19 protein-coding genes and 1 tRNA gene are annotated in these 25599 nt (G+C 58.4%); 9 read left to right on the top strand and 11 right to left on the bottom strand.

The annotated features are described in order from the left end of the window. Positions 1-19: 19 nt before the first annotated feature. From CCHOA_RS04560 to coaD, 7 genes are all read left to right on the top strand, one after another. The gene (locus CCHOA_RS04560) at positions 20-1057 is read left to right on the top strand and encodes a thiamine-phosphate kinase (protein ID WP_123927464.1); all 1038 of its coding nucleotides are present in this window, start codon (positions 20-22) and stop codon (positions 1055-1057) included. A gap of 3 nt (positions 1058-1060) precedes the next feature. After that, a complete protein-coding gene (locus CCHOA_RS04565) occupies positions 1061-1774 on the top strand; it encodes a uracil-DNA glycosylase (protein WP_123927467.1) in 714 nt (237 codons plus the stop codon). A 108-nt stretch (positions 1775-1882) separates the two neighbouring features. After that, positions 1883-3841 carry a DAK2 domain-containing protein gene (locus tag CCHOA_RS04570; protein WP_123927470.1) on the top strand — a complete coding sequence of 653 codons (1959 nt, stop codon included), beginning with the start codon at positions 1883-1885 and terminating at the stop codon, positions 3839-3841. A 181-nt stretch (positions 3842-4022) separates the two neighbouring features. Then, positions 4023-6152, top strand: a complete 2130-nt coding sequence (locus tag CCHOA_RS04575) for an ATP-dependent DNA helicase RecG (RefSeq protein ID WP_123927473.1) — start codon at positions 4023-4025, stop codon at positions 6150-6152. A 79-nt stretch (positions 6153-6231) separates the two neighbouring features. Continuing rightward, positions 6232-6462, top strand: a complete 231-nt coding sequence (locus tag CCHOA_RS04580; protein WP_123927477.1) for a biotin/lipoyl-containing protein — start codon at positions 6232-6234, stop codon at positions 6460-6462. A gap of 110 nt (positions 6463-6572) precedes the next feature. Beyond that, complete coding sequence (locus tag CCHOA_RS04585; protein ID WP_123930812.1) at positions 6573-7181, top strand: RsmD family RNA methyltransferase; 609 nt, start codon at positions 6573-6575, stop codon at positions 7179-7181. A gap of 29 nt (positions 7182-7210) precedes the next feature. Beyond that, on the top strand, positions 7211-7696 hold the full coding sequence (gene coaD, locus CCHOA_RS04590) for a pantetheine-phosphate adenylyltransferase (protein WP_123927480.1): 486 nt from the start codon (positions 7211-7213) through the stop codon (positions 7694-7696). 347 nt (positions 7697-8043) lie between these two features. Here the strand turns inward: coaD and CCHOA_RS04595 are convergent, their stop codons facing one another. Together CCHOA_RS04595 and CCHOA_RS04600 are read right to left on the bottom strand one after the other, a co-directional pair. Beyond that, positions 8044-8970 carry a DUF368 domain-containing protein gene (locus CCHOA_RS04595; RefSeq protein WP_123927484.1) on the bottom strand — a complete coding sequence of 309 codons (927 nt, stop codon included), beginning with the start codon at positions 8968-8970 and terminating at the stop codon, positions 8044-8046. A gap of 188 nt (positions 8971-9158) precedes the next feature. After that, positions 9159-9232 (bottom strand) — tRNA-Leu (locus CCHOA_RS04600). A 159-nt stretch (positions 9233-9391) separates the two neighbouring features. Between CCHOA_RS04600 and polA the strand changes: the two genes are divergently transcribed. After that, positions 9392-12172 carry a DNA polymerase I gene (gene polA / locus CCHOA_RS04605; protein WP_425453753.1) on the top strand — a complete coding sequence of 927 codons (2781 nt, stop codon included), beginning with the start codon at positions 9392-9394 and terminating at the stop codon, positions 12170-12172. Here the strand turns inward: polA and CCHOA_RS11020 are convergent. Genes CCHOA_RS11020 through CCHOA_RS11100 form a run of 3 tightly spaced genes read right to left on the bottom strand, consistent with a single transcriptional unit; the run spans position 12169 to position 14585 of the window. After that, positions 12169-12303 carry a hypothetical protein gene (locus tag CCHOA_RS11020; RefSeq protein ID WP_281273287.1) on the bottom strand — a complete coding sequence of 45 codons (135 nt, stop codon included), beginning with the start codon at positions 12301-12303 and terminating at the stop codon, positions 12169-12171. The genes polA and CCHOA_RS11020 overlap by 4 nt on opposite strands. Positions 12304-12336: 33 nt before the next feature. After that, positions 12337-13374: a ThiF family adenylyltransferase gene (locus tag CCHOA_RS04610; RefSeq protein ID WP_123927488.1), complete on the bottom strand. Its 1038-nt coding sequence runs from the start codon at positions 13372-13374 to the stop codon at positions 12337-12339. Then, positions 13371-14585, bottom strand: a complete 1215-nt coding sequence (locus CCHOA_RS11100) for a molybdenum cofactor biosynthesis protein MoaE (RefSeq protein WP_342769447.1) — start codon at positions 14583-14585, stop codon at positions 13371-13373. The genes CCHOA_RS04610 and CCHOA_RS11100 overlap by 4 nt, the downstream gene beginning before the upstream one ends. Positions 14586-14853: 268 nt before the next feature. On the opposite strand from CCHOA_RS11100, the gene CCHOA_RS04620 reads away from it, so the two are divergent. Continuing rightward, complete coding sequence (locus CCHOA_RS04620; protein WP_123927491.1) at positions 14854-15120, top strand: MoaD/ThiS family protein; 267 nt, start codon at positions 14854-14856, stop codon at positions 15118-15120. 47 nt (positions 15121-15167) lie between these two features. Here CCHOA_RS04620 and CCHOA_RS04625 read toward each other — a convergent pair whose 3' ends face one another. The 6 genes from CCHOA_RS04625 to CCHOA_RS04650 all read right to left on the bottom strand — a co-directional run bounded on the left by CCHOA_RS04625 (position 15168) and on the right by CCHOA_RS04650 (position 25448). Continuing rightward, on the bottom strand, positions 15168-17204 hold the full coding sequence (locus tag CCHOA_RS04625; protein WP_123927494.1) for an ATP-binding cassette domain-containing protein: 2037 nt from the start codon (positions 17202-17204) through the stop codon (positions 15168-15170). 265 nt (positions 17205-17469) lie between these two features. Then, positions 17470-18303, bottom strand: a complete 834-nt coding sequence (modA, locus tag CCHOA_RS04630) for a molybdate ABC transporter substrate-binding protein (RefSeq protein ID WP_245992198.1) — start codon at positions 18301-18303, stop codon at positions 17470-17472. A gap of 345 nt (positions 18304-18648) precedes the next feature. Continuing rightward, a complete protein-coding gene (gene narI, locus CCHOA_RS04635) occupies positions 18649-19407 on the bottom strand; it encodes a respiratory nitrate reductase subunit gamma (protein WP_123927500.1) in 759 nt (252 codons plus the stop codon). A gap of 14 nt (positions 19408-19421) precedes the next feature. Next, positions 19422-20102 (bottom strand): nitrate reductase molybdenum cofactor assembly chaperone, encoded by a 681-nt coding sequence (gene narJ / locus CCHOA_RS04640; protein ID WP_206425827.1) that lies wholly within the window; start codon positions 20100-20102, stop codon positions 19422-19424. Positions 20103-20124: 22 nt separating this feature from the next. Continuing rightward, entirely contained in the window at positions 20125-21723 is a 1599-nt protein-coding gene (narH, locus tag CCHOA_RS04645) for a nitrate reductase subunit beta (RefSeq protein WP_123927503.1), read from the bottom strand. Beyond that, the gene (locus CCHOA_RS04650; protein WP_123927506.1) at positions 21723-25448 is read right to left on the bottom strand and encodes a nitrate reductase subunit alpha; all 3726 of its coding nucleotides are present in this window, start codon (positions 25446-25448) and stop codon (positions 21723-21725) included. Before CCHOA_RS04650 ends, narH begins: the two co-directional genes overlap by 1 nt. Positions 25449-25599 lie beyond the last annotated feature (151 nt).

Below are 25599 nucleotides of genomic sequence, written 5' to 3' on the forward strand. Positions count from 1 at the left end.
CATCTGACTGCGAGAACCTATGAACCCCGCGACACCGCACCATGCAGGGATACCACCCATCCCGGACTATCCGGCCACACCAACCGTCGGTGACTTCGCAGAACACGAACTTATCGCCACCATCACCGACATCGCACCATCCGCCCGCAATGGTGACGATGCAGCAGTCATCGACCTGCCAAACCCGGCCGCCCGCAGCGTCATCACCACCGACACCTTGGTCTGTGGACGCCATTTCCGTCACGACTTTTCCACCGCCTACGAAGTCGGCCACAAAGCAGTAGTACAAAACGTTGCCGACATTGTTGCCATGGGCGCCACCCCACAAGCACTCCTGCTTGCCCTGGCACTACCCCGCACCCTACCAATCGCCTGGATCACCGACTTCGCCAGCGGGATAGCCGCCATGCTCGACCACTATGCCATCGAACTCGTCGGCGGCGACATCACCATCAGCGACACCCTCGTAATCGGAGTAACCGCAACCGGCACCATCACCGGACCCAAACCACCCCTGACCGTCACCGGGGCACGCGCCGGTCAACACCTCCTCGCCTCCGGGGCAATCGGACACTCCGCTGCCGGCCTCGACCTCCTCAGCCACTTCGGACGCAACCACATTCCCCCCGCACTCGCCCCACTCGTTACCCACCACTGTGCACCCCGACCAGCCCCCGGACGCGGCGCAGTAGCCAGAGCCACCGGCGCCAGCGCCATGACCGACAACTCCGACGGGCTAATCCGCGACCTCACCGTCATCGCCACCCGCTCCGGAATCACCATAGAACTCTATCCCGACGCACTCCAGCCCGATCCGCTGCTCCAACACGCCGCAACCCTGCTCGGCAAAGACCCCCAAACCTGGACACTACACGGCGGCGAAGACCACACCCTCCTGGCAGTAAGCCCCACCGAACAAACCCACGGCTTCCGAGTCATCGGCAAAACCCTGCCCAAAGGCCAGCATCCAATCCTGCTGAACGGCAAACCACCCGCCAGCACCGGCGGCTGGGACTCCATCCGCTCCACCTCACACACCCAAACACCACACCGATAACCCATGACCACACCTCCACACCTACTCGCCACCATCGACCCCACCTGGGTAACCGCACTTGCCCCAGTAGCCGACCAACTCGCCACCATCGAAACCACCCTCGCCACCCGCCGCGCCGCCGGAGAAATCATCCTGCCGGCACCACACCACACCCTGCGCGCCCTGACCCACCCGATACACCACACCCGAGTACTCATCGTCGGGCAAGACCCCTATCCCACCCCCGGACATCCCATCGGCTGGTCGTTCGCCGTCGACCGAACAGTACAACCCCTGCCTAAATCACTCGCCAACATCTACACCGAACTGCACAGCGACCTCCACATCACCCCACCACACCACGGCGACCTCACCGCCTGGGTCGACCAAGGCGTCATGCTGCTCAACAGAGTACTCACCGTCACCGCCGGCGCAGCTGGCAGCCACCAAAACCTAGGCTGGCAAACCATCACCAACCACATCATCGACACCCTCGTCGCCCGACACCAGCCACTCGTCGCCATCCTGTGGGGCAAACAAGCCCAAACACTAACCCACCGACTCGGCGACACCCCCTTAGTCACCAGCGCCCACCCATCACCCCTGTCGGCATACCGAGGATTCTTCGGCAGCAAACCATTTAGCACCACCAACACCCTGCTCACCCAACAAGGAGCCGACCCCATCGACTGGCAACTACCCGACTACACCGAGCCAAACAACCCAACCCTCTGGTAACACCCCGCAGACACCGCAAAACCACAACAATCACAACAGTCACAACGTGATAGGGAAGTAGTGTCGATAAAGATCATTACCCCACCAGCTGCACTAGACTAGACGGTTATGGCACAGGCGGAACTCTTCGGTTCGGACGCATACGTTCGGTGGGCGCGCTATGCCTGCACACAACTCGATGCGCGCCGGGAAGAGATCAACGCCTTGAATGTGTTTCCGGTACCGGATGCCGACACCGGATCAAATATGGCGTTCACAATGAAAGCTGCAGTTGCCGCAATGGATCGACTGCTCGCCGAGGAGCCTCACGCGTCGATGCGGCAAATTGCCGAAACACTCGCGCACGGTGCGGTGCGGGGTGCACGCGGTAATTCCGGAGTGGTGTTGAGCCAAATTTTAGCCTCACTTGCTGCAGCTGCTGCCCGTGCCGGCCACATCGATGGGCCGGCGATTATCGACGCACTTACTCGCGCCGAAACAATGGTGACATCGGCGATCACCGAGCCGGTAGAAGGCACAGTCATCACCGTGATTCGAGCAACTGCGCGAGCAGTTGCTGAACTCACCGACCAGCGACTTGCCACCGTCGCAGCAGTTGCCCGACAGGCCGCCCGCACCGCGTTACATCACACACCGTCCCAGCTGGAAGTATTGCGCGAAGCAGGGGTGGTCGATGCGGGCGGCCAAGGATTCGTCCTGTTACTAGAAACACTGTGCGAGATCGTCGGTCTGCATGGTCAACGAGGCACCCCCACCCAATCGGTGCCATCACCTGGGGATGATCCTCAGGCTGCTCCCACAGTCGATGACTTCTCTCGGCTATCGGATACGGTGCAAACAGCCGAACCAGGTACAGATCAGGTTGCCGATTCGGAAGATAGCCTGCGTCCTGTGCCTTCGACACGCCCAAATTCGAGCCAGGCAGCAGCACAGCCTGAAAACAAGCCACACTCACCAACCAGACCGCACCCTGACACAACAGCCCCACTTGCCGCCGGCAGTGGGGAACAAATCGGTGCTACACCAGGTGAAACCCTTGCAATACACACAGACACCGAGCAGGGAACACAACGTGATGGCACCCCATTACCGCCGGCTGCCAGCGCAGAAGGGGAAGGGCACGGCACCGCCAACCCTCACCTTGAAGTCATGGGGTTTGTGACCTGCCACCAACCCCACACCCTCGACGATGTGCAGCAAGCCTTGCGGACTCTCGGCGACAGTTTAGTGATTGCACGGGCCACTGCCGCCACCGGCACAGTGCACATTCACACTCGGGAAGCTGGCCGGGTGGTAGAAACACTGACCGGGTTTGGCAGCATCAGCGACCTTCGCTTCGAGCTCTTACCCGACGGGCCGCACACCCGCCCTATTCCGCGGGCGGTGATCGCAATTGTTCCCCCCGGCCGGTTAGCAGAACTCTATCGCAGCGCCGGGGCAGTGGTGGTGCATCCGATTGATCCTGATTCACCGGTGTTTGTTGGCGGCGGCATTACCCGGCCAAGTGATACGGTTTCGGCAATTGTTGCGGCAGCCCGCACGAGTAAAGCCAAAGAGATCATTTTGCTGCCGAATGGTTTGCTGTCGAAACGGGAACTTATCTCGGCGGAATTGACCAGTCATGCTAGCGAAAAAAACTTAACCATTTTGCCGACTGCACGGCTCGTGTCGGGGATCGCTGCCTTGGCGGTACACGACCCCAGTCAACCTATCGCCGTAGATGCTTACGCCATGGCGGAGGCGGCCGGTGCCATGACCACCGCGGTGATCACTCGGGTGTATCATGCAGACACTTGCGACTCCGGTCCGCTGCAGCCAGGTGATCTCGTTGCCACCTCAGCAGGCGCCACCATCACCATCACCCGGAATCTCACCGAAGCTATCACCGACACCTGTGACACACTGCTCAACCGCGGCGGTGAACTTGTCACGTTGCTGCTCACCGCGGAGGCACATGCGGCGGTCGATGTGGCAACCATCGGGCAGCATCTGGCTGAAGTGGGGGTAGACCTCACAGTCTATCCGGCCGACGGAATGGACCATCCGGTCGAAATCGGCGTCGAATAGTGTGCGCCTTGCGGTATCAACCGGTTCAGTCTTCCTCTGCTGCGGCAGCTGGACGCCTGAACTGGTAGGAGATCTGACGATATAGCACACGCTCAGACCGCAGACAGCTGCGAAACCACCCCGCCTGCGGCAGGCTGCCCCGTTGCACGCAAGGCTGCACAAACACGGTGAAAGGATCGACATGCTTGGTTGGCAGGACAACACCCGGTTGGATGCATTGCTGCCGAAAAAACCAGCCCGTCGCCTCGCCGCGGCACTTGGCGGGGACACTGTCACCGATCTTCTGCTGCACTATCCGCGAGCCTATTCCCACCACGGCTCGATGGTAGATATTGAACAAGCCCAAGAAGGTGACACAGTCACCTGTATTGGGCAGATCACCCACGCCACCCGCACCACCACCGCCCGGGGCCAGCAACTGTTCACCATCACGGTGGCCAGCGATCACAATTCGATGAAAGCAACGTTCTTCGGGGCGAAATATCTGCCCCGCCAACTCCCTGTTGGTACCCGGGTGATGCTGTGCGGCAAGGTAAAGTTTTGGCGCGGCAGCGCCCAACTATCTCATCCAGCCTATGTGGTGATCCCCGATCCGGGCCGCAAACGCGTTGCCACCGGTGGCCTGCAACAGCTCACCGCCTATGGCGACGAAGACCATATTGAGCAGCTTCTTGCCGGGTTAGAGTATGTGGCGATCTATCCCACGAAAAAAGGCACCACCTCCTGGGAAGTGCTTGGCGCCGTCGACGCAGTCCTGCGGCAGCTTGCCCCCATCGCTGAACCCCTCGACGAGGTTCCCGCCGGAATGCTGCAGTTTGATGCTGCACTTCGCCAAATTCATCAGCCGGTAGGGGATGGTCCGCAGGCGGCGATTCGCCGCATCAAATACAACGAAGCGCTTTCTTTGGCGTTGGTGATGGCACTGCGCCGGGCGGATGCGGCCACCGACAATGCCCCTGCCATGTTCGTTGATCCTGCCAGCTCCGACTATGTGGAAACCCTGGTCGCATCGCTGCCGTTTGCACTAACCCAAGGACAGCAGCAAGTCATTGCCCAACTGCGTGCCGCATTACGCTGCACCACCCCGATGATGCGTCTGCTGCAAGGCGATGTAGGCAGCGGAAAAACGCTCGTTGCTCTTGCCGCAATGCTGCATGCCGCTGCTGCCGGCTTCCAAAGTGTGCTCCTCGCCCCAACGGAAGTACTTGCCAGCCAACATGCCGCCACAATTGCAGAGCAGCTGGCCGCGGCAGGGCTTCGCAACGAGGTTGCTGTCACCTTGCTCACCGGTTCGCTTGCCACCAAAGCGAAACAGCAGGCGCTTCTTGCTGCGATGACTGGCCAAGCACAAATCATTGTTGCCACCCATGCGGTGCTCAGTGACGGAGTAGTGTTCGACAATCTTGGACTTGTTGTCGTCGACGAACAACACCGCTTCGGGGTAGAGCAACGTGACCGGCTCCGGCAGCGGCGCGACGACGGTCGCCGCCCCCATCTGCTGGTGATGACCGCCACCCCTATTCCGCGAACCATCGCCATGACGCTGTTTGGCGACTTGGATGTTTCCACATTGCATGAACTGCCCGCTGGACGCACCCCGATTTCCACCGCCGTCGTCCCAGAGCAGCGACCTACCTGGGTGGCGCGCGCCTGGCAGCGAATCGACGAAGAAATCACCAAAGGACATCAAGCGTTTGTGGTGTGCCACAGCATCGACGGTGAAAATGGAGTGACCGCCACCGCCGAGCTGCTGCAACACACCCTGTATCCGCATCGCCGCATCGGTATTGTGCACGGCCGACTTTCGGCCGAAGAGAAAGCCGAAGTGATGGCCGCAGTCGCTGCCGGCACCATCGACATTCTGGTCGCAACCACCGTTATCGAAGTTGGCATTGACATCCCCAACGCCACCGTCATCTACATCCGCAACGCGGAACACTTCGGCGTATCGCAACTGCATCAGCTGCGCGGCCGGGTTGGCCGCGGCACTGCCGCATCGCTGTGCCTGCTGCACACCACCCAGCCTGAGGATTCACCCGCCATGGCACGACTCCAGGCGGTGGCCAGCACCGTCGATGGATTCACCCTTGCCGAACTTGATTTACAAACCCGCCGGGAAGGTGACATTTTCGGCACCGCACAATCCGGCGGCAAACGTCGAGTCACCCTCCTTGATCTTGTCGCCGACACTGCCCTGATCACCCAAGCGGTCACCGATGCCAACAAGCTTGTTGCCCGTAACCCGCAGCTTGCCGAGGAACTCATCAAAGATGTGGCCGACACGGAACGGGAATTCATCGAAAAAACGTAGCAACACTTCCCACCGGGGTGAGGCGGTGGAAACAGCTGAAAATGTCACAGGTCGACAAGTGATCGTTTACAGTTGCCCTATGAACATCTGTGCCCCATTCGGCGGCATCGTGCGGTTTCATGTCGCTGCCGGTGACACTGTGGCCGCCGGTGATCCACTGGCCACCATAGAAACAGTGAAACTCGAAGCAACAGTACCCGCCCCAGGACCTGGCATAGTCACCAGTATTCTGGTGGCCGACTATGCCGATATTGACGGCGGCGACGTGGTGATCACGGTTGACCCACATGCACCAGATACTCGCAGCTAGCCAACTACACCACCGGTGTATTGCCCGGCCTGCACAGTACCGTCTTCGTTGACACAATCAGCACCTGTACCCTTTGGCTCCTGTCACCTACGGAAGAAATATCGATGCCACTGACCAGAATCATCGCCGGTGAAGCACGCGGACGAAAAATACGCGTCCCCGAACACGGCACCCGCCCAACCAGCGACCGTGCCCGGGAAGGACTGTGTTCGTCGCTGAATGTGCGCTGGGGATTTGGCGGCGCACAAGTGCTCGACTTATATGCCGGCTCCGGGGCAGTCGGCTTAGAAGCAGCCTCCCGCGGTGCCGCCTCGGTAGTCCTTGTCGAACACCAATCGCAGGCTGTTGCCACCATTCGACACAATGCGACAGTGGTTGGCCATCGCGATGTCACCATCGTGGAGGCAAACGTCACCACCTATTTGGCGACTGCCCCAGCCAACTACTTCGACATGGTGTTTGCTGACCCGCCCTACGACATGGCCCCGGAGAAAGTGAACGAAGTAGTAGCCGCCCTGGTGCCAGCCTTACAAGATGATGCCATCGTGGTTGTCGAACGGCATCGTGACTCCCCAGAGGTCAGCTGGCCGGCCGGGTTTACTCCGACAGGGCAAAAACTCAAAAAACGCACCTTTGGCATTGCACGGATGGATATGGCGATCTTCGACCGTGACAGCATCACCCCTGCCGAAGCGGAATCGGCTGCAACCACCAACTAACCCTTCAAGAGACGAAAAGAGTGTCCACTGTGCGTCACGTCGTATGTCCTGGATCCTTCGACCCGTGCACCAATGGCCATATTGATATTTTTCAGCGGGCTGCAGCAACCTTCGACAAGGTTACCGTGCTGGTGAGTTTCAACTCGAAAAAAGCTGGCCTGTTTACCGCCGCGGAACGGGTAGCGCTTATTGAAGAATCCACCAGCCATATCACCAATCTCATCGTGGACACGTGGGATGGTTTGCTTGTGGATTACACCACAAAACATGGCATTGACACGCTGGTCAAAGGGCTGCGCTCCGGGATCGACTATGAATATGAGCTCCCTATGGCGCAAATCAACCGGCGCCTTACTGGGGTGGACACATTCTTTCTGCTCACCGATCCGAAATATGGATATATTTCCTCGTCGCTGTGTAAGGAAGTAGCCCGGCATGGTGGTGATGTTTCTAGTTTGCTGCCACCGCCAGTGATTCGCGCCCTCGAAGCGAAATTTGCTGATCTTACTTCCTAACCGCAGGAAGCAGGAATACGGCATCTCGAGCGGGGTTGCCGGCAGCCCCAGTCGGCCACCGCTTTTCACCCACCAGCAGCACCATGCACGCGTCCTAGTGGGCATAGGATGGGGTAGTTTCTCGAAATTGCATCGAGTGCTACTACAATTCGTGGATGGGAAGGATAACGGAGGGCGGCTTGTGAACCAAGTCGTCCTCCTTTTCACCTGTTGCCGGTATCCCTGTCCCGCCAGTGCCGCGGCGCAGCCACGTCACTGTGGGTTACTAGGATTCGCACAGCCGTTGTTTTTTCCAACAGATCGGCCTGGTGTAAACCGCGTGCAGCAGGTGCATATCGTGCCGCGTTTTAACTCTCGTGGGATTGCCGCCGAGTACTGATCCGGGCGACGAGCAGCACTGCAAGTGCACTAAGCGCAATCGCCAACCAGAGCAGCCACGATGCCGGGAACTCCGTCACTGGAATGTCCCCGGCCAGGGGAGTGGTTTGCCACGGCCACAGTGCCCGCAACGAACCTGCCATAAGCCCGGTCATAGCGGCTAAGGTCAACACACGCTGATGCGTCAACAACCACATCACCAGTCGCACAATTGTGACTAATCCGATGATCGCTCCAAGCAGAAACCAGCCAACGCGCGGCACATTCCGATGCGCGACAGCCGTCAACATTGGGCTGTACAAACCGAGCGCCAACAGCACAAACGAACCGCTCACCCCTGGTAGAACCAACGCACTAACTGCGAGCGCCGCCCCAATCACCAGCATCCACCAGCTGGGAGAAGAATGTGTCACACCGGTGTTCCCGGTCGCCAACCAGGCAAGCAGCGCCGCAACAGCGGTGGTGCCGAGTACTGGCCAACTGTGCCGGGCTTGCCGCGGAAGCAACGCAAATGGCACCGTCAATGAGGCAAGCACCATGCCGAAAAAGATTGCCCGCGAAAGTGCCGGATGCTCAGCCACAAAGGACTCCATCATCCCGGCAGCCACCAGCAACGTCACCACCATTCCACACACCAGTGGAAGCACAAACCACCAGTCGAAGCGTTGCAATTGGGTGCGAACCGCGGGACGGTCACGTTTTAGCAGTGCTGCGCCAATACTTGTTGCCCGATGTGCATGGATTAGTGCCTGCTCATAGCAGCCAGTCACCAGCGCTATAGTGCCGCCTGAGACCCCTGGAACAAGTTCGGCTAACGCAATCGCGGCACCTTGCGCACTGTGTGTTATCAGCTTGGTGAAGGAAAACGAACGTGCTGTGGCGGACTTGTGCAGCATCGGGATAAGGTTCACGTCCTAACAGGTGGCGAAAACCGCAGGAGCAACATGCGGGCAAAGAAAACGACGAAAGGAGAGTGCACCGGTTGCTCTCCCCAGACCCGGTGGCTGTGGAAACAAACCAGCGATGATAACAACACCCCTGTTTTGTTTACCGCATCGAGTAAACAAAACAGGGGTGTTAATCGTGCCCCAGGTGAGACTCGAACTCACACTGGACGGGTTTTGAATCCGTTGCCTCTGCCAATTGGGCTACTGGGGCGAAGATGTGCAATTGTTGCAGCGAAATCCAGCAGATCCTACCCGCCTTGAGACGGGGGCTGCTGTTTCGTGCTAGCAACACTATAGCCCACTGGATCATGATGCGCCATTTATCCCCGCTACCGGCACAAAGCTGCCACTGCCGGTACACTAGGTCAGCGTGAATGCGACCTCCACTACCGCACCAGGCGACACTGCAAACTCTAAGACCCTTATGCTGATCGACGGGCATTCGATGGCGTTTCGGGCGTTTTACGCGCTTCCAGCAGAAAAGTTTGCCACCTCGGCGGGACAGCACACCAATGCGGTGTACGGATTTTGTTCCATGTTGTCCGCATTGCTCAGCCAGGAACAACCCACCCATGTGGTGGTTGCGTTCGACATTGGACGGAAAACCTTCCGCACCGATATGTTTCCGGAATATAAAGCACAGCGGGAAGCCACCCCGGAAGCGTTCAAAGGCCAAGTAGAAATCCTGCAAGAACTACTGCCGGCGTTGGGGATCACCTGTGTGACGAAGGAAAACTTCGAAGCCGACGACATTATTGCCACGCTCGCAACGCAGGCTGGCGCCGCCGATTTTTCTACGGTGATTGTTACCGGTGACCGGGATTCCTTCCAGCTTGTCAACGATGCCACGACTGTGCTGTATCCGGTCAAAGGGGTCTCCGAGATGCGACGGTTTACCCCGGCTGCGATTGAAGAAAAGTATGGGTTGACACCAGCCCAATATCCCGATTTTGCTGCGCTGCGCGGCGACCCTTCTGACAATCTGCCAAATATTCCCGGTGTCGGTGAGAAAACCGCCACCAAGTGGATAGTGCAATATGGGACGTTGCACAATCTGCTTGATCATGCCGACGAAATCGGCGGCAAAGTGGGGCAGTCCCTGCGCGATCGCATCGACCAGGTGCGGCTTAACCGACAGCTCACCGCCATGATTCGCGATGTTCAATTGCCGATCACTGTCGATGATGGGCAGCGTCGGGCAGCTGATCCAGCGTTGGTCCACCAAATTTTTCAAGCCCTCGAGTTCGGTTCGACACTGCGCAATAAACTTGCCACAACCTTCGATTTTGCAGACGACAATGCGACTCAGACTGCAAGCCCCGAGCAGCCAGCTGTAACGGTGCACTTAGATACTGATGTGTCGCTAGCCTCCTGGTTGACCGAGGAGCGGATGGCAGCCGGTATTGCTGTGGTTGCCGCAGGCGACGCCCAGCCATCGCAAGGCACCTGCACAATGGTGGCGCTTGCCGCAGCAGACGGGCATTGTTTCGTGTTTGATCCAAGTGAGTTGGACTGTGAACAAGAGCAGATATTTGCCGAGTTTGTCCAGAATTCGCAGGCACCGAAGTTCACTGATGATGCGAAATCGTTGTGGCATCAGCTCCAAGGTCACGGCTACACCCTGCAAGGTCTTGCCCACGACACGGGAATTGCGGCCTATCTTGTCGATCCTGATGCCCGACTAAAAGATCTTGACTCGGTGGTATCGCAGCATTTACCGATGTCTTTGCAAGATCTTGAGCACCTGTTGTCCGGCGGTAAACCGCAGAAGTCGGATGCTGATCAAGGCCAGCAGACATTAGTTGATCTTCCCAGCGACCCGGCGATGATCCACAAGCTTGCCGCCCGCGCTGCTGCAGTGGTGCAGCTTGCCGACGTGTTGACTGGGCAGCTGGTTGCTCGCGACTGCTATGAGCTGTTTGTGGATATGGAATTGCCGCTGGCAATGATCCTTGCCCGCATGGAGCACACCGGTATCGCCGTCGACCGTGCAGTGCTGCTGGAGCAGCGGGATACCTTTATTGAACTGGTCGACGCGGAAGTGGCTGCAGCCCGCGCAATTGCCGGCGACGAGGAGTTAAACCTCTCGAGCCCGAAACAGCTGCAGACCGTACTGTTTGACACGTTGCAACTGCCGAAAACGAAAAAAATCAAAACCGGCTATTCTACCGCTGCGAAAGAATTAGAGGCGCTTGCGGCGAAAACTTCGCACCCATTTCTTGCCCATCTCATGGCGCACCGGGAATATCTCAAAATGAAAACAACCCTTGACGGGTTGCTGAAAGCTATTGGCGATGATGGCCGGATTCACACAACGTTTAAACAGACTGCCGCAGCCACTGGCCGGTTGTCCTCGACGGAACCGAATCTGCAAAACATTCCTGTTCGCACGGCGCAAGGCCGCGAAATTCGGTCGGCGTTTATAGCCTCGGGTAGCCAGCCTGAAGGAAACTTCACTGCGCTGCTCACGGCGGACTATTCCCAGATTGAGATGCGGGTGATGACCCATCTTTCCCAGGATGCTGGCCTCATCGAGGCATATCAGCAGGGCGAAGATTTACACAACTATGTGGGGTCGAAGGTGTTTAATGTACCTGTTGCTGAAGTCACCCCAGAGATTCGCCGTAAGGTGAAAGCCATGTCCTACGGGTTGGCCTATGGGCTGACCGCATTTGGTCTTGCCGCCCAGTTGGGTACCTCAACCGGGGAAGCCTCAACGATTATGGAATCCTATTTTCAACGCTTCGGTGGGGTGAAACGCTATCTGGAGACGGTTGTTGCCCAGGCGCGTGATGATGGATACACCACCACTGTGTTTGGTCGGCGCCGATATTTGCCGGAGCTGGTGTCGACGAATCGGCTCGCCCGAGAAAACGCTGAGCGGGCTGCGTTGAATTCGCCGATTCAAGGTACAGCCGCCGACATTATTAAAGTTGCGATGATTCGGGTGGATGAGGCGCTGCGCGGCCAGCAGCTTGCGTCCCGGGTGTTGCTGCAAGTCCATGACGAGCTTGTCGTCGAAGTGGCCGATGGGGAGCTTGAGACTGTTCGCGAGTTGGTGCAACACCACATGGATCAAGCTATTGCTTTGCGAGTTCCCCTGGAGGTGTCCACTGGGGTGGGGCCTAACTGGGATGCGGCCGCCCACTAGCCGGTAGCTGCAGCGACGATGATCGCTGCAGCCGCGGGAGCTAGTTGGTTTTGCAACACCACTGGATGCCACTGTTTTTCGCGAGGATCCTGCCGCGGCAGCGGCAAGTTGTCGCCTTGCGGCTGCCGCACCGCCGCTGCGTCTGCTGCGCGGCAGCCGCAGTGTCACTGGTTTTCGGATTGGGTGTATCGGTGAATGCCACCTGCGAGGCTGCGCAACTGTTGTACCCCTGCGAGGGTGAGTAATACGCCCGCCCGCTGGGAGCGAATCCCGTGGGCGCAGTAGAGCACACTGCCATCGGGGATGTTGGCACTGGCGGCGGCAGGATCGTGTTCAATACTTGCTAAGGGCACATGGATGGCACCGGGAAGATGATGGTGGGTGAACTCTTCGCTGTTGCGCACATCGATGAGCGCAGCACAGTTGTCAATGTCGAACACTTCCGGGATTCCGGCCGATGATCGGGGCGGCTGTGTGGCTACCTGCTGGTGACGGGACGGATCCCCGCACAGTGGAATCGTCTCCCAGGTGTGGTCCAGTGACGAAAATACGGCGAGTTTGCCGATGAGTGGGGTGCCGATACCGGTGATGAGTTTGATGGTTTCTAACGCCATCGCCGAGCCGATGATCCCCACTACCGGGCCTAACACACCAGCCTGGGAGCAGCTGGGAACATCACCGGGCAGCGGTGGTTGCGCAAACACATCCTCATAGATCACCTGACCGAAGCGAAATACCGAAAGTTGCGCTTCATATCCTAAAATCGCTGCCCACACATGCGGTATTTGGCGGCGCGCTGCGATTGCGGAAACAACATAGCGGGTATCAGTGTTATCGGAGCCGTCGACGATCACATCAGCATCTTCTGTCCACTGCATCCCTTCCGGGAAGGTGAATCGGGCGTTGACGATCCGCACCTCACAGTGCGGATTTATCTTGGCGATGCTCGCCTTTGCTGAAGCCACTTTTGACAAGCCGACACTGTCATCATGGTGAATGATTTGTCGCTGCAGATTTGTTTCGTCGACCACGTCATCGTCGATTACCGTAAGTCGGCCAACCCCGGCGGCGGCAAGATACATCAGCACCGGCGACCCAAGACCGCCCGCACCGATAACCACCACATGCGCCTGTGCTAAGGCTTGCTGGCCGGCAACCCCAAAACCGGGCAATAACTCTTGCCGAATATAGCGCTGACTCATTCGATCCCTACCCATTGGGTTGTGCCGTCAGCAAGCTGTTGATGTTTCCAAATTGGTACCTCGGATTTCACCCGATGCGCCAGTGTTTCTGCGGCGTGAAACGCGGCCTGCCGGTGGGCGGATGCGGCAAGCACCACAAACGCTGATTCGCCAATGGCTAATTTGCCGGTGCGATGCGCCACCCACAGCCGCACCGGATAATCGGCGGCAACTTCCGCGGCAATTGACGCTAGCTGATCGGCGGCTTGTGGATGGGCACTATAGTCCAACCAGTCGACACTGTTGCCCTCATCGTGATCCCGCACAATCCCATCGAAGGTCACCAAGGCCCCCATCGCAGCAGTCATGGTTTGTGCCTTGGCGGCGGCAATCAGCGGCTCTAACGGCTCATCGGTGATGCGTGCATCCACCACTTTGCCAACCTGTGCCTGCACATAGCTGGGATCTGCCGGCACTTGCACATCCCGACTGCATCCGTTTGCACCCGGTTGTGCATTCCTCGCGTCCACGGCGGCAGCAACATCATCAGGTCTTTCCGCAGTATTTTGCATCGAACAGGTTTCGTGTTGCACATGACGTGTTTCTGATGCGGGTACCGGCACCGTAGGGTCTGCGGATGCGGGTTGCGCGAAACCGTGATCCACCGCTGCACCGTGGTGTGCTGCCACCAACTTAAGCAAATGATCAATCACCGGATCCAGCACAGCAATCCCATCGTTGACTGCACCCAGCGAACCCGGTAACGCCATCACAAAGGTGCGCCCTGCAAGGCCGGCCACTGCCCGCGACAACATAGCCTGCGGCAGGTTAACCAATCCACGCGCAAACCAGGCATGCTCAATCCCGTGCAGTGGACGATCCATCCACGGAACAATCGCCTCCACGGTGCGATCATCGTCAGTCACCCCGGTGCCACCGGTAGTGATCAACACCGCTGGTGGACAATCCCCGAGAATTGCTGTCACAGCTGCCGCAACATCGCTATCGGCAACGATGCGCCGCGTGGTGGAAAATCCGCGGGAATCAAGCCATCGCACTAACACCGGTCCGGTTGCATCTTCCTGCGTCCCGGCCGCCGCCCGGGTGGAGACCACCAACACCACCGCCCGCTGCGACCTATCACTATCGCCAGGTGGGACAGACGTAACATGTGCTGCCGGCGACACCGAATGGGTGTCTCCAGCAGGCGACGACGAAGAACATGAAACCATGGGGCTAACAGCTCCTAATCAAACACGGGAACACTGGCAGAAACAACAAGGAAGCACCAACAGTGGGGCAGGTGACGGTGCAGGCAACATCCTACGGTGAAATCCGCAGCATTGAGCAACACAACCATTCTTGCCTGAGCAACGCAACCACCGGCTTCCGTCCCTAAGCACACACCAAGAAAACACTGACACCGCAGCCGACTAACACTCAACCACCATCCAGGTCCTGCTCGCACACCAAAACTAGCGCCGAAGTAGAAAATTCGGCATGCTGACACTTGTGGAAATTCACTATTATGCGGCCGCCCGCAATGCCCGCGGCCTTGCTACGGAAACCATTGACAACCCACCGGCAACCCTGGGCGAACTCGTTGAGCTTCTCGCCCAACACCCCGGCACCACCGATGCCGGTATGCCGCTAGCAGACGTGCTCCAACGCTGCAGCTTCCTCGTTGACGGTGCACATGCCACCCCCACCACCAATCTGGCAACCGCGGGGCGCGTCGACGTCCTTCCGCCTTTTGCTGGTGGATAAACCGTCACTGCGACAATCAACACCGAATCGACTACCAGCAGTCGCACCTATTCCCGCGGCCATATCCGCACCTGCTTGGAATCCACTGCGAGAGCAACCCTTCCACCAATAGCCGGCAACGACCCACCAAACTGCGCCAGCGGCACCGCCACTTCCACTGCGTGTCCTGCAAACATCACAACGATCACGCACACCGCCCCCACACTGCGCACCGCCACCACCGGGCAATCCACTGTCGATACAGCCTCACCGATATCACCCCGTGCCGGAACCTGCCGATTAGCAGCACTGCCAACCACAGTCAGCGCCCCTGGCGGGATCACCACACACACATCGCCAACCTCTTCGGCGGGTGGGGCGGCCGTACCCATCCACACACCGGCAAGCACCAACTGTTGATTGCCGTAGCCACTTCCCGCATCTCCAACAACATCATCACCGACCAGCACCGACACCTGCTGCTGCACCCCCTTGCCAAGTTCGCTGTCGCGGTTTTGCTCACAGCCCACATCAGCAGCCAACACCCCAGGAAATACCTGCAAACCAAACAACTCAGCCACAAACGATGAAGGCCGGGCTGTACACAGTGCAGCAAAGCTCACCGGCGGCTGCACTACCCCCGCATCAACCACCACCACAGCATCAGCAAGCCGCCGAATCGCACCAGGATCGTGGCTCACCAGCACAATGGTCCGATCCTTGGCACAGCGGGCAATCACATCCAGCCACTGACTGGCTAAGGTGACATCAAAACCGGCAAACGGCTCATCTAACAACACCATCTCCCCGTCGGCGGCCAACGCCCGCAGCAGGGCAACAAGCCGAGCCTGCCCACCAGAGAGCCGACCACACTTTACCGAAGCCCATGACGCACAGCCCGCGGCATCCAATAACCTCATAGTGTGCTGCGCATCACCGGTAACCATGGTGATCGCTGCAGCTACACTGAGCCGCGGCGGTAATGCCGCCTGTTGGGTCAACAACACCACCCCAGGGTGTTTCCTTAACCGATTGGGAGTGTTACCAAGTCCGGCGACAGTTACCCCGCTGATCAAACCGGAAATCTGCTGCAACAAGGTGGTTTTCCCTGCCCCATTGTTGCCAACTACCACCGTAATCCCGGGGCTTGGCAACGAAAACGTAGCCGTAGACGTCGTCAATGTGGCCCGTCGACCATGCAATGCTGTCTCTGGGGATGGCTGATGCTGCGGCCGGCACAGCTCCACCAATGCATCGATGTGCATCGTTTCGCGCTGCAACACCACCGGAGGATTCGACCGTGTAATCAACACACTCGAAGACAGCAGCAGTGCCGCTACCGCCACACACATCAACACCGCAGCGAGCTGATAGGCCGCTCCTTGATCAATTTCTCGAGCTAAATATATCCCGACCGGTAGCGTGCGGGTAACACCCGGAAGCGAACCGGCAAATGTCAACGTTGCCCCAAACTCGCCGAGGCTTCGCGCAAAAGCCAATCCTGCACCAGCTACCACCGCTGGGGATAAGGTGGGAACAATAATGCGCCACCAAATCGTAGAAGGCGCCAATCCCACCCCGTAGGCGGCAACCACCATAGACCGGTCAATCTGTCGAAACGCAGCCTCCACTGCAACAATGACAAACGGTAAACAAATAAAAACATGCGCAGCAACTACACCGCTAAACCGAAACGCGAACTGTAACCCCACCGCGTCAAGGATCGGTGCCAGCATGCCACGTCGACCAATCATCGCCGTCAGAGCCAGTCCTGCCACCACTGGAGGTAACGCAAGCGGCAGCATCACCAACAAACGAGCAATCCACGCACCACGCCCTAAATGCCCAACCGCCACCCCACACGGCACCCCAATAAGCAAACACATCAAGGTGGCAAGCAGCGCAGCACCCAGCGAAATACGCAACATCGACCACGTTTCCGGCGCGGCAAACACCCCTGGCAACCCAGTGAAATCAACCCGTGACCACAGTGCCACAATCGGCGCAAGCACCACCAGCACCGCCAAAACGGCACACACCCACACAAACCAGGGCAGTGGTAGCCGCACGGAAGCAAGATCCCGGTCAGGTTGTTGTGCTGTCACGGTGTCTCCCAACAATCGTTACAGTGCTGCAGGATCCAACATGATCCAGCTGCGCGGTCACTATATGCATGCAGCAGTGCCAGGTTCATCCCGCAAACTCCCTTCCATGACAAATACCGGCAGCATCGCGGTACGGAAAGCCTCAGCCAATGCCCAGCTTTGGGTGCCGTCTCGTAAACCCTCACAACAGTGATCGCTGCGCAGCCAAAAACAGCATCGCGTCACGCAGCAACCCGACTAGCCCGCGAAGTGTGTGCTCTTACTGCTAGGGGGTTGCAGCTGCCGTGGCGGTGGGGTTTACCGGAATAAACCCAAATTCGGCCCAAACATCGGCAAACGCAGTATCACCAAGCAACTGCACCAGCTGGGATGCGGCTTGCTGGTTGACAGCAGTGGTCGTTACCGCAGCCATTATCGTATTGGCGAACGTCGCTGCATGAGGAATCGGAATAACGCGAAGTGGCTTTCCCGACTTGGCGGCTGCGGCAGCATCAGTCGCATACACAATGCCCGCATCAGCCTCCCCGGTGATGACTTTGCCAACGACGTCACTCACCGATTGTTCAAGTGACACTGGCTGCAGGGCAACATTATTCGCCGCAGCAAGCTTTGCAGCCACCGCACCACACGGCACCTCCGGGGCACACACCACCAACTGTGCCTGGTCGATATCGGAAAAGTCGCGAATCCCTGCAGGATTATCTGGCGGGGTTACAAGCACCATAGTGTTGTTCGCGACAGCTTCCCCATGTGTGACAAGACCTTCTGCTTCGGCCTGTCGCATATGGGACTCATCAGCAACAATGAGCACATCGGCAGGTGCACCGTCTCGCAGCTGTTGCAGCAAGGTGGTTGATCCGGCATTACTGACACGGACTGTAAACGGATCCGGTAGCGTCTGTGTAACCGCGCCAAGCTTGTCAGTAATCACCCGAGTGGACGCAGCCGCAAACACCGTCACTTCGCTGGCACGAGTCGACTCCTGACCACCTGCCGTTTGACCGGTGGAACGGCCCGCCGGGGATGCATCAGTGGAATTGTGGCAGCCGGTGATCAGTGCTGCGGCACACAGCAGGCATGCAAGAAAGCGACGATGCACAGGAACCCTCCTTGTTGAATACGACGACAACAGCACCCCCATTCCTTAAGCGACACCACCACAGCTCACCCCACCCGCCGCAGCGGTAGTCTTCTGCAGTATGTGAGTTTAATGGGCTTTGCAGACAGCATCGAAACCACAGTCGAGCACGTTGTGGCGATGGGGGTTTGAAGCATAAAGAACACCTGTGCAGCCAAGCACGCAAGTGCTGTGAACTGGTCACAGCGCGCGCTTGAAACTGCACAGGTGCACCACAACCTGAATACGGGCAACACACCTGCTGCGGGTTGCAGGGTTGGGCAAGTCCAACTCCTCAACCCAAAGGCCAGCTAGCCCAGCGGCACCCTAGTGCTGCTCGGTGGTTTCCCAGGTGCGCTGGCCGGAATCCCACGCAATGTGCTGGCTGGGTTTCGTGGTTGCTTCGCGTGACCGGTACACCACGTAGGGGCGGGTGAGATAGCCCACCGGTGCCGAAAACGCATGCACCAGACGGGTAAATGGCCACACTGCAAGCAGCGTAAAACCAGACAGAATATGCAGTTTAAACTGCCATGGCACATCAGCCATGAGCTCGGGTTGAGGGTTGAAAATAAACAGTTGACGAATCCATGGGCTGATAGTTTCGCGGTAATCATAGCCGTGCGGGCCGCCAAACACCTGGGTTGCGACGGTGGCGATAAAACCGGTGAGAATCGCCAAAGTGAGCAGTACATACATGGTTTTATCCATCTTGGTGGTGGATAAGAACACAATGTGGTTGAGGCGGCGGCGATAAATCAGCCCCAGCAATCCGAGGACGGCCGCGATACCAGCGATCGTGCCTGGAATTGTCGCAATAAGGTGATAAGCATGATCGCTAATGCCCACACTGCGAGTCCAAGATTTTGGAATAGCCAACCCCATGAGATGACCGATGATGACGAACATCATCCCGTAGTGGAACAGTGGCGAAGACAGGCGCAAGAGTTTTGATTCATAGATCTGCGACGAATGGGTGGTCCAACCGAACTGGTCGGTGCGCCAGCGCCAAAACACGCCGATCGCAAAAGCGGCGATGGCCAGCCAGGGGAAGGCCACCCAGAAAAATAATTCATAAGCGTACATGGTCGGTCCTTCCATCAGGCATCCGAATAGGTGGGAAATGGCAGGGGAGAGCCGATGCCAACGAGTTCGGCAGGCGGTCCTTGCCGAATCAGGTGAACAAAATTATCCCGGGTTTGCGGATCAATCGCAGGTAACACAGCGCATACTGCAGCAACAACATCAGCGAAAAAGCTGCCCAGCTGCTCGAGGGCGACCCGTAACACTTCCAGTCCGTCGCGGTGGGCGGCAATCATGTCACAGGCGATGCGATGATTTTCACCTTCCGCTTGGGCGGCAACCTCGAGCAGCACACATAGATGATCGGCGAGTTCTTCTCGCTGTTGCACAAACCCGAGTGTCGCGATGGATTCCTGGAATGCCAGCAGGGCAGCGCCCCGCTGCCGCGTGTCACCGACCGCATAGTAGGACAGAAACAGTGAACAACGTCGCCGCTGGTCGAAGGTGGTGACATAGTGTTCTTCTGCGGGGCGCAGCTGCATCATTGCCAGCGTTGAGATCGCCCGATCCAGTCGCCCACCAATAGCTGGTGGCAGGGTGGCAACCTGCTCGGCGATCAGTGGAAGTGCGGCAAATAATGATTCGGTCGGATAGTCGAGCAGCAGGGCTGCAGCCATCATGGTGGTGCGGCGGGCATCATCGGTAACAGCAACAGCCTCAGTCGGCGGGGGAACCTGCCCAATATGGGTGGTAGCCATAGCGTTTCTCGCTTTCCGTAGCCTATTTCCTGGTGGGGAACATCGAGGCGGGACGTTCCCCCTTCTTCCAGGATGTCAGCGACACCTTGCCGCCGGCGGCATTGTTTGCCTCCTCGTGGCAGGCACTTGGGGCGCCAATACCTAAGGAGTGGAATTGTTCGACGGAACTTGCCGGCGACTGCCCATTGTGGTCTGGTAGCGAAGCGATACCACGGGGTGTTTCCGGTGAAGTCGTCGGAATCACATAGCGGTCATCGTATTTCGCAATCGCCAACAGGCGATACATTGCCTCCAGGTCGGCGCCGGTCATGCCTACAGCTCGCGCAATATCCTCATTTGGTTGTTGACCAAGGTTGATATCGCGCATATACGACCGCATTGCCGCCAGCCGGCGCAGCACCTTTTCTACTGGCACAGGATCACCGGCGGTAAACAGCCCCGCTAAATATTCCAGCGGAATGCGCATGTTGGAGATCGCTGACAGCAGCACTTTATGGTCTTCACCATCGTTGCCGGTGGCGGTCACCTGTTCGACCACCGGTGACAACGGCGGGATGTACCACACCATTGGCAGGGTGCGATATTCCGGGTGCAGCGGTACTGCAAGCTCATAGCGGAAAATCAAATCCCAAATAGGGGACTGCTGTGCCGCCTCAATCCAAGCATTGGGAATGTTTTCGGCACGGGCTGCCGCGATGACCGCAGGATCGTGCGGGTCAAGCAGTAAATCCTTTTGAGCGGCAAAAAGATCCTGCTCGTTTGGGGTTGCGGCAGCAGCTGCAACCTTATCCGCGTCATAGAACAGCACACCAAGATAGCGCAGCCGGCCGACACAGGTTTCCGAGCACACCGTCGGCTGTCCAACTTCGATTCGCGGATAGCACAGTGTACATTTTTCGGCTTTGCCTGTTTTGTGGTTGAAGTAGACCTTCTTATACGGGCAGCCAGAGACACACATCCGCCAGCCGCGGCAGCGATCCTGGTCAACCAACACAATGCCGTCTTCCGCGCGCTTATACATCGCCCCTGATGGACAGGAGGATACACAGGTCGGGTTGAGGCAGTGTTCGCAAATACGTGGCAGATAGAACATGAACGCGTCTTCAATTTCGCGTTGTACTTGCATGTTCATCTTCTTCAGCACCGGATCATCGTCCATGGTTTCCCCGGCGCCACCAAGGTTGTCATCCCAGTTCGATGACCATTTGATGGTGTCGATTGGGCGACCGTCAAGGGCGGATACTGGACGGGCTGTGGGCTGGGTGCGCTGTCCTGCGGGGGTGGACAGCAGCTTTTCATATTCGTAAGTCCACGGCTCGTAATAGTCCTCGATGGTGGGCAGCTTCGGGTTGTGGAACAAGGTGGCGAGCTTTTTGAGCCGGCCGCCGGAGCGCGGGGTGAGCTTGCCACGGCTGTTGAGTTTCCAGCCACCTTCCCACTTGTCTTGGTCTTCCCACCCGTAGGGGTAGCCGACACCAGGTCGGGTTTCAACATTGTTGAACCAGATATATTCGGTGCCCTCCCGGTTTGTCCAAGCCTGTTTACAGGTCACCGAACAGGTGTGGCAGCCAATGCACTTATCCAGGTTCATGATCATTGCGATCTGCGCCATGACCTTCATTAGTAGGTTACCTCCTGCGAGCGGCGACGGATGCGGGTGACTTCGTCGCGGTTGTTACCGGTCGGACCGATGTAGTTGAAGTGGTAGGTGAGTTGCCCGTAGCCGCCGGCAATATGCACCGGTTTGATGGTGATACGGGTGAGCGAATTGTGGGTGCCGCCGCGACGACCGGTGCGCTCGTTGAGCGGGGTACCGGCGGTGCGCTCCTGGGCGTGGTTCATAATGACCGTGCCCTCCGGGATGCGGTGGGAGACGATCGCCCGAGCAGAGACCACACCGTTGCGGTTGTAGGCTTCGACCCATTCGTTGTCTTTCACCCCGATTTTCGCGGCGTCTTTGTCAGACATCCAGATCACCTGGCCGCCGCGGGAAACAGACAGCACGTGCAGGTTGTCGAAATATTGGGAGTGAATCGACCACTTGTTGTGGGTGGTGAGATAGCGGACGGTGACCTCCGGGTTGCCGTCTTCATGCAAGAGTTCACCAGGCCGGGTTTCGCCGTTTAAGTGAAGCCGGTCGAGTGGTGGACGGAAGATGGGTAACGCTTCGCCATAGTCCATAAACCAGTCGTGGTCGATGTAGTAGTGCATGCGACCGGTGAGGGTATGGAATGGTTTGTCGTGTTCGATGTTGATGGAGAACGCGGTGTAGCGGCGGCCGTCGCGTTTGTCGGCGGTCCACTCTGGTGAGGTGATCACCTCGGTGGGGCGTTCTTTGATGGTGTCCCAAGTGATCCGGGTGTTGCGGGTGTCTGCCCCGAGCACGGTGAGGTCCTTACCGGTTCGCTTGGAGAGGAATTCGAAACCTTGGTAGGCGACTTCACCGTTGGAAACACCGGACAGACGCAGGATCATTTCGATGACTTTGATGGCTGTGTCGAGTTTGGGTCGCACACCGAGGGAGGTTTCAGCTACCCCGTTGATGCGTTCGAGTTCTTCGACTTGTTTGCTGACATCGAATTTGGTGCCGTGCACGGCGGTGCCTGCACCGGCGGTAAGCGGTCCTAAGTGCATCCACTTTTCGTAGATCTTGGAGTAGTCACGTTCCACCACAGCCAGCTTCGGCATGGTGACCCCTGGCACATAACCGGTGGTGGCCAGATCCGGCACGATACCGTGCGGCATTCCCAGTTCGTCGGGGGAGTCGTGGTGGCTGGGGGCTGCTACCACATCGTGTTGCACACCGAGCCATTCGGCTGCCAGTTCCGAGAAGCGTTTCGACAGGTCGCGGAATACTTCGAAGTCGCTGCGGGCTTCCCACGGTGGGTTGATTGCCGCATTGAACGGGTGCAGGTAGGGGTGCATGTCGGTGGAGGACATGTCATTTTTCTCGTACCAGGTGGCTGCCGGCAGGATGATGTCGGAGACCAGTGTGGTGGAGGTGTTACGGAAGTCGGTGGTGAGCATCAAGTCGAGTTTGCCGTGTGGGGCGTCCCGCCAAGTGATGGTGTGTGGACGTTCACCTTCGGCAAGTTCTGGGGCTGATGCGTCTGAGTCGACGCCGAGCAGGTGGCGGAGGAAGAACTCGGTGCCTTTCGCCGAGGATCCCATCAGGTTGGTGCGCCAGTTCAGCAAGATACGCGGCCAGTTTTCTTCCGCGGAGGGATCCTCGTAGGCGAACTTCATGTCGCCGTCGTTGAGGAGTTTCGCACAGTAGTCGGCAACGGGCATGCCTGCCTGATCGGCTTCGTCTTTGAGCAGCAGCGGGTTGCGGTTGAACTGTGGATAGGATGGCATCCAGCCGCGTTTCATCGATTCGACCATGGTGTCGGCGAGCATTTTGTCGCCGACACTGTCCCGGTTGGCTAGTGGGCTGGCCAACCGGGAGGCGTGCGAGTTGTCGTAGCGCCACTGTTCGGTGCCGAAGTAGAAGAATCCGGTGGTGATCATCTGCCGGGGCGGACGCACCCAGTCGGTGGCCATTGCATATTGCATCCAGCCGTTCATGGGGCGGAGTTTTTCCTGGCCCACATAGTGCGCCCAACCGCCACCGTTGACCCCTTGGGTGCCGCACATGTTGGTCAGTGCCAGGAAGGTGCGATAGATCGAGTCGGCGTGGAAATAGTGGTTGACACCGGCGCCCATGATGATTTGTGAGCGGCCACGGGTGGCGGCTGCGGTGGCCGCGAATTCGCGGGCAACCCGGGCACATCCCGCCATCGGCACACCGGTGATCCCTTCCTGCCAGGCCGGGGTGCCCACCGCGGTGGCATCGTCGTAGCCGGTTGGCCACACCCCGGGCAGGTTGAGCTCGGCGCGGTTGACGCCGTAGTGGGCGAGCAGAATATCGAAGACGGTGGTAACCAGGCGATTGCCGAGTTTTCGCACCGGCACACCGCGGGAGACCACACCGGCACCGATCGGTCCGGAGCCGGCAATATCGGCCGGGTCGGCATCCAAATCGAAGCGGGGGAAGAGCACTTCTGCCGTGTCGAAGGCATCGGTATCGGCCACGGTGAGTACTGGATCCACCCCGTCGAGGGAAAGATTCCATTTGCCGACACCTGCTTCACCCCAGTGGTCGGCGACGGTGCCGCCCGGATCCACTACCCGGCCGTCAGCTTCCATCATCACATACCGGTGGGTGGCGTTTTCAGTTTCTGCGAGCGGATCGCCGACTAGATCGGAGGCGGTCACAAATTTCCCTGGTGTAAAGGTGCCGTCGTCGCGCGGATCAAGAGTGACTAGGAACCCGGAGTCGGTGTATTTGCGCATGTATTCCAAGAAATACGGTTCGCGCTTGGCAACATGGAATTCGGATAGGATCACATGCCCCATCGCAAATGCGAGTGCGGCATCGGTGCCAGGTTCGACGCGCAGCCATTCGTCGGCGAACTTCGTGTTGTCGGCAAAGTCCGGGGAGACTGTCACCACTTTGGTGCCCTTGTAGCGCACCTCAGCCATAAAGTGCGCATCCGGGGTGCGGGTAACCGGGATATTAGAACCCCACATCAAAAGATAGGCCGCATTAAACCAGTCGCCGGATTCTGGGACGTCAGTTTGATCGCCGAAGGTTTGCGGCGAAGCTGGCGGCAGGTCGGCATACCAGTCGTAGAACGACAGGGCGACACCGCCAATGTTTTGCAGGAATCGGGTACCGGCACCGTAGGACACCTGCGACATGGCAGGGATGACGGTAAAACCAGCGATCCGGTCTGGTCCATGCTGGCGAATGGTGTACACGTGGGCGGCGGCAGCCATCTCGATGGCTTCTTCGTAGGAGATCCGAATGAGGCCACCTTTGCCGCGTTGGGAAATATAGGCCTGCCGTTTGGTGGGATCTTCCTGAATGGCGCGCCATGCCAGCACCGGGTCGCCGGTTTCGGCTTTCGCCGCCCGATACATATCCACAAGCACCCCGCGGGCATAGGGGTAGCGAATCCGGGTCGGGGAGTAGGTGTACCAGCTAAACGAGGCACCACGCGGGCAGCCGCGTGGCTCATATTCGGGCATATCGGGGCCGGTGGTGGGATAGTCGACCGCCTGGGATTCCCAGGTGATCACCCCATCTTTGACATACACCTTCCAGGAGCAGGAGCCGGTGCAGTTCACCCCATGGGTGGAACGCACCATTTTGTCGAATGCCCACCGGTTGCGGTAGAACACGTCAGCCTGCCGTCCCCCTTTGAGGAAGATTTGCTGGCCTTCTTTCCCGGTCTCCCCCTTTCGGACATAGCTCCCCAACGAAAATAATGGATTGGTGGACGACTGCGAAGACGAACTCATTCGGGGTCCTTAAAACGAACGTGAATATGGGCGATGAGCTGCCGCTGCGCTACACAGCGGGGCGGTGGTGGAAGGAATATGCAAGGTGGGACTCACGCCACACCTTGGGTGCAGTGCATGTGGAGGTGCGATTTTGCTCCATCCACCAGCC

It is taken from the genome of Corynebacterium choanae, assembly GCF_003813965.1.
GTDB lineage: Bacteria > Actinomycetota > Actinomycetes > Mycobacteriales > Mycobacteriaceae > Corynebacterium > Corynebacterium choanae.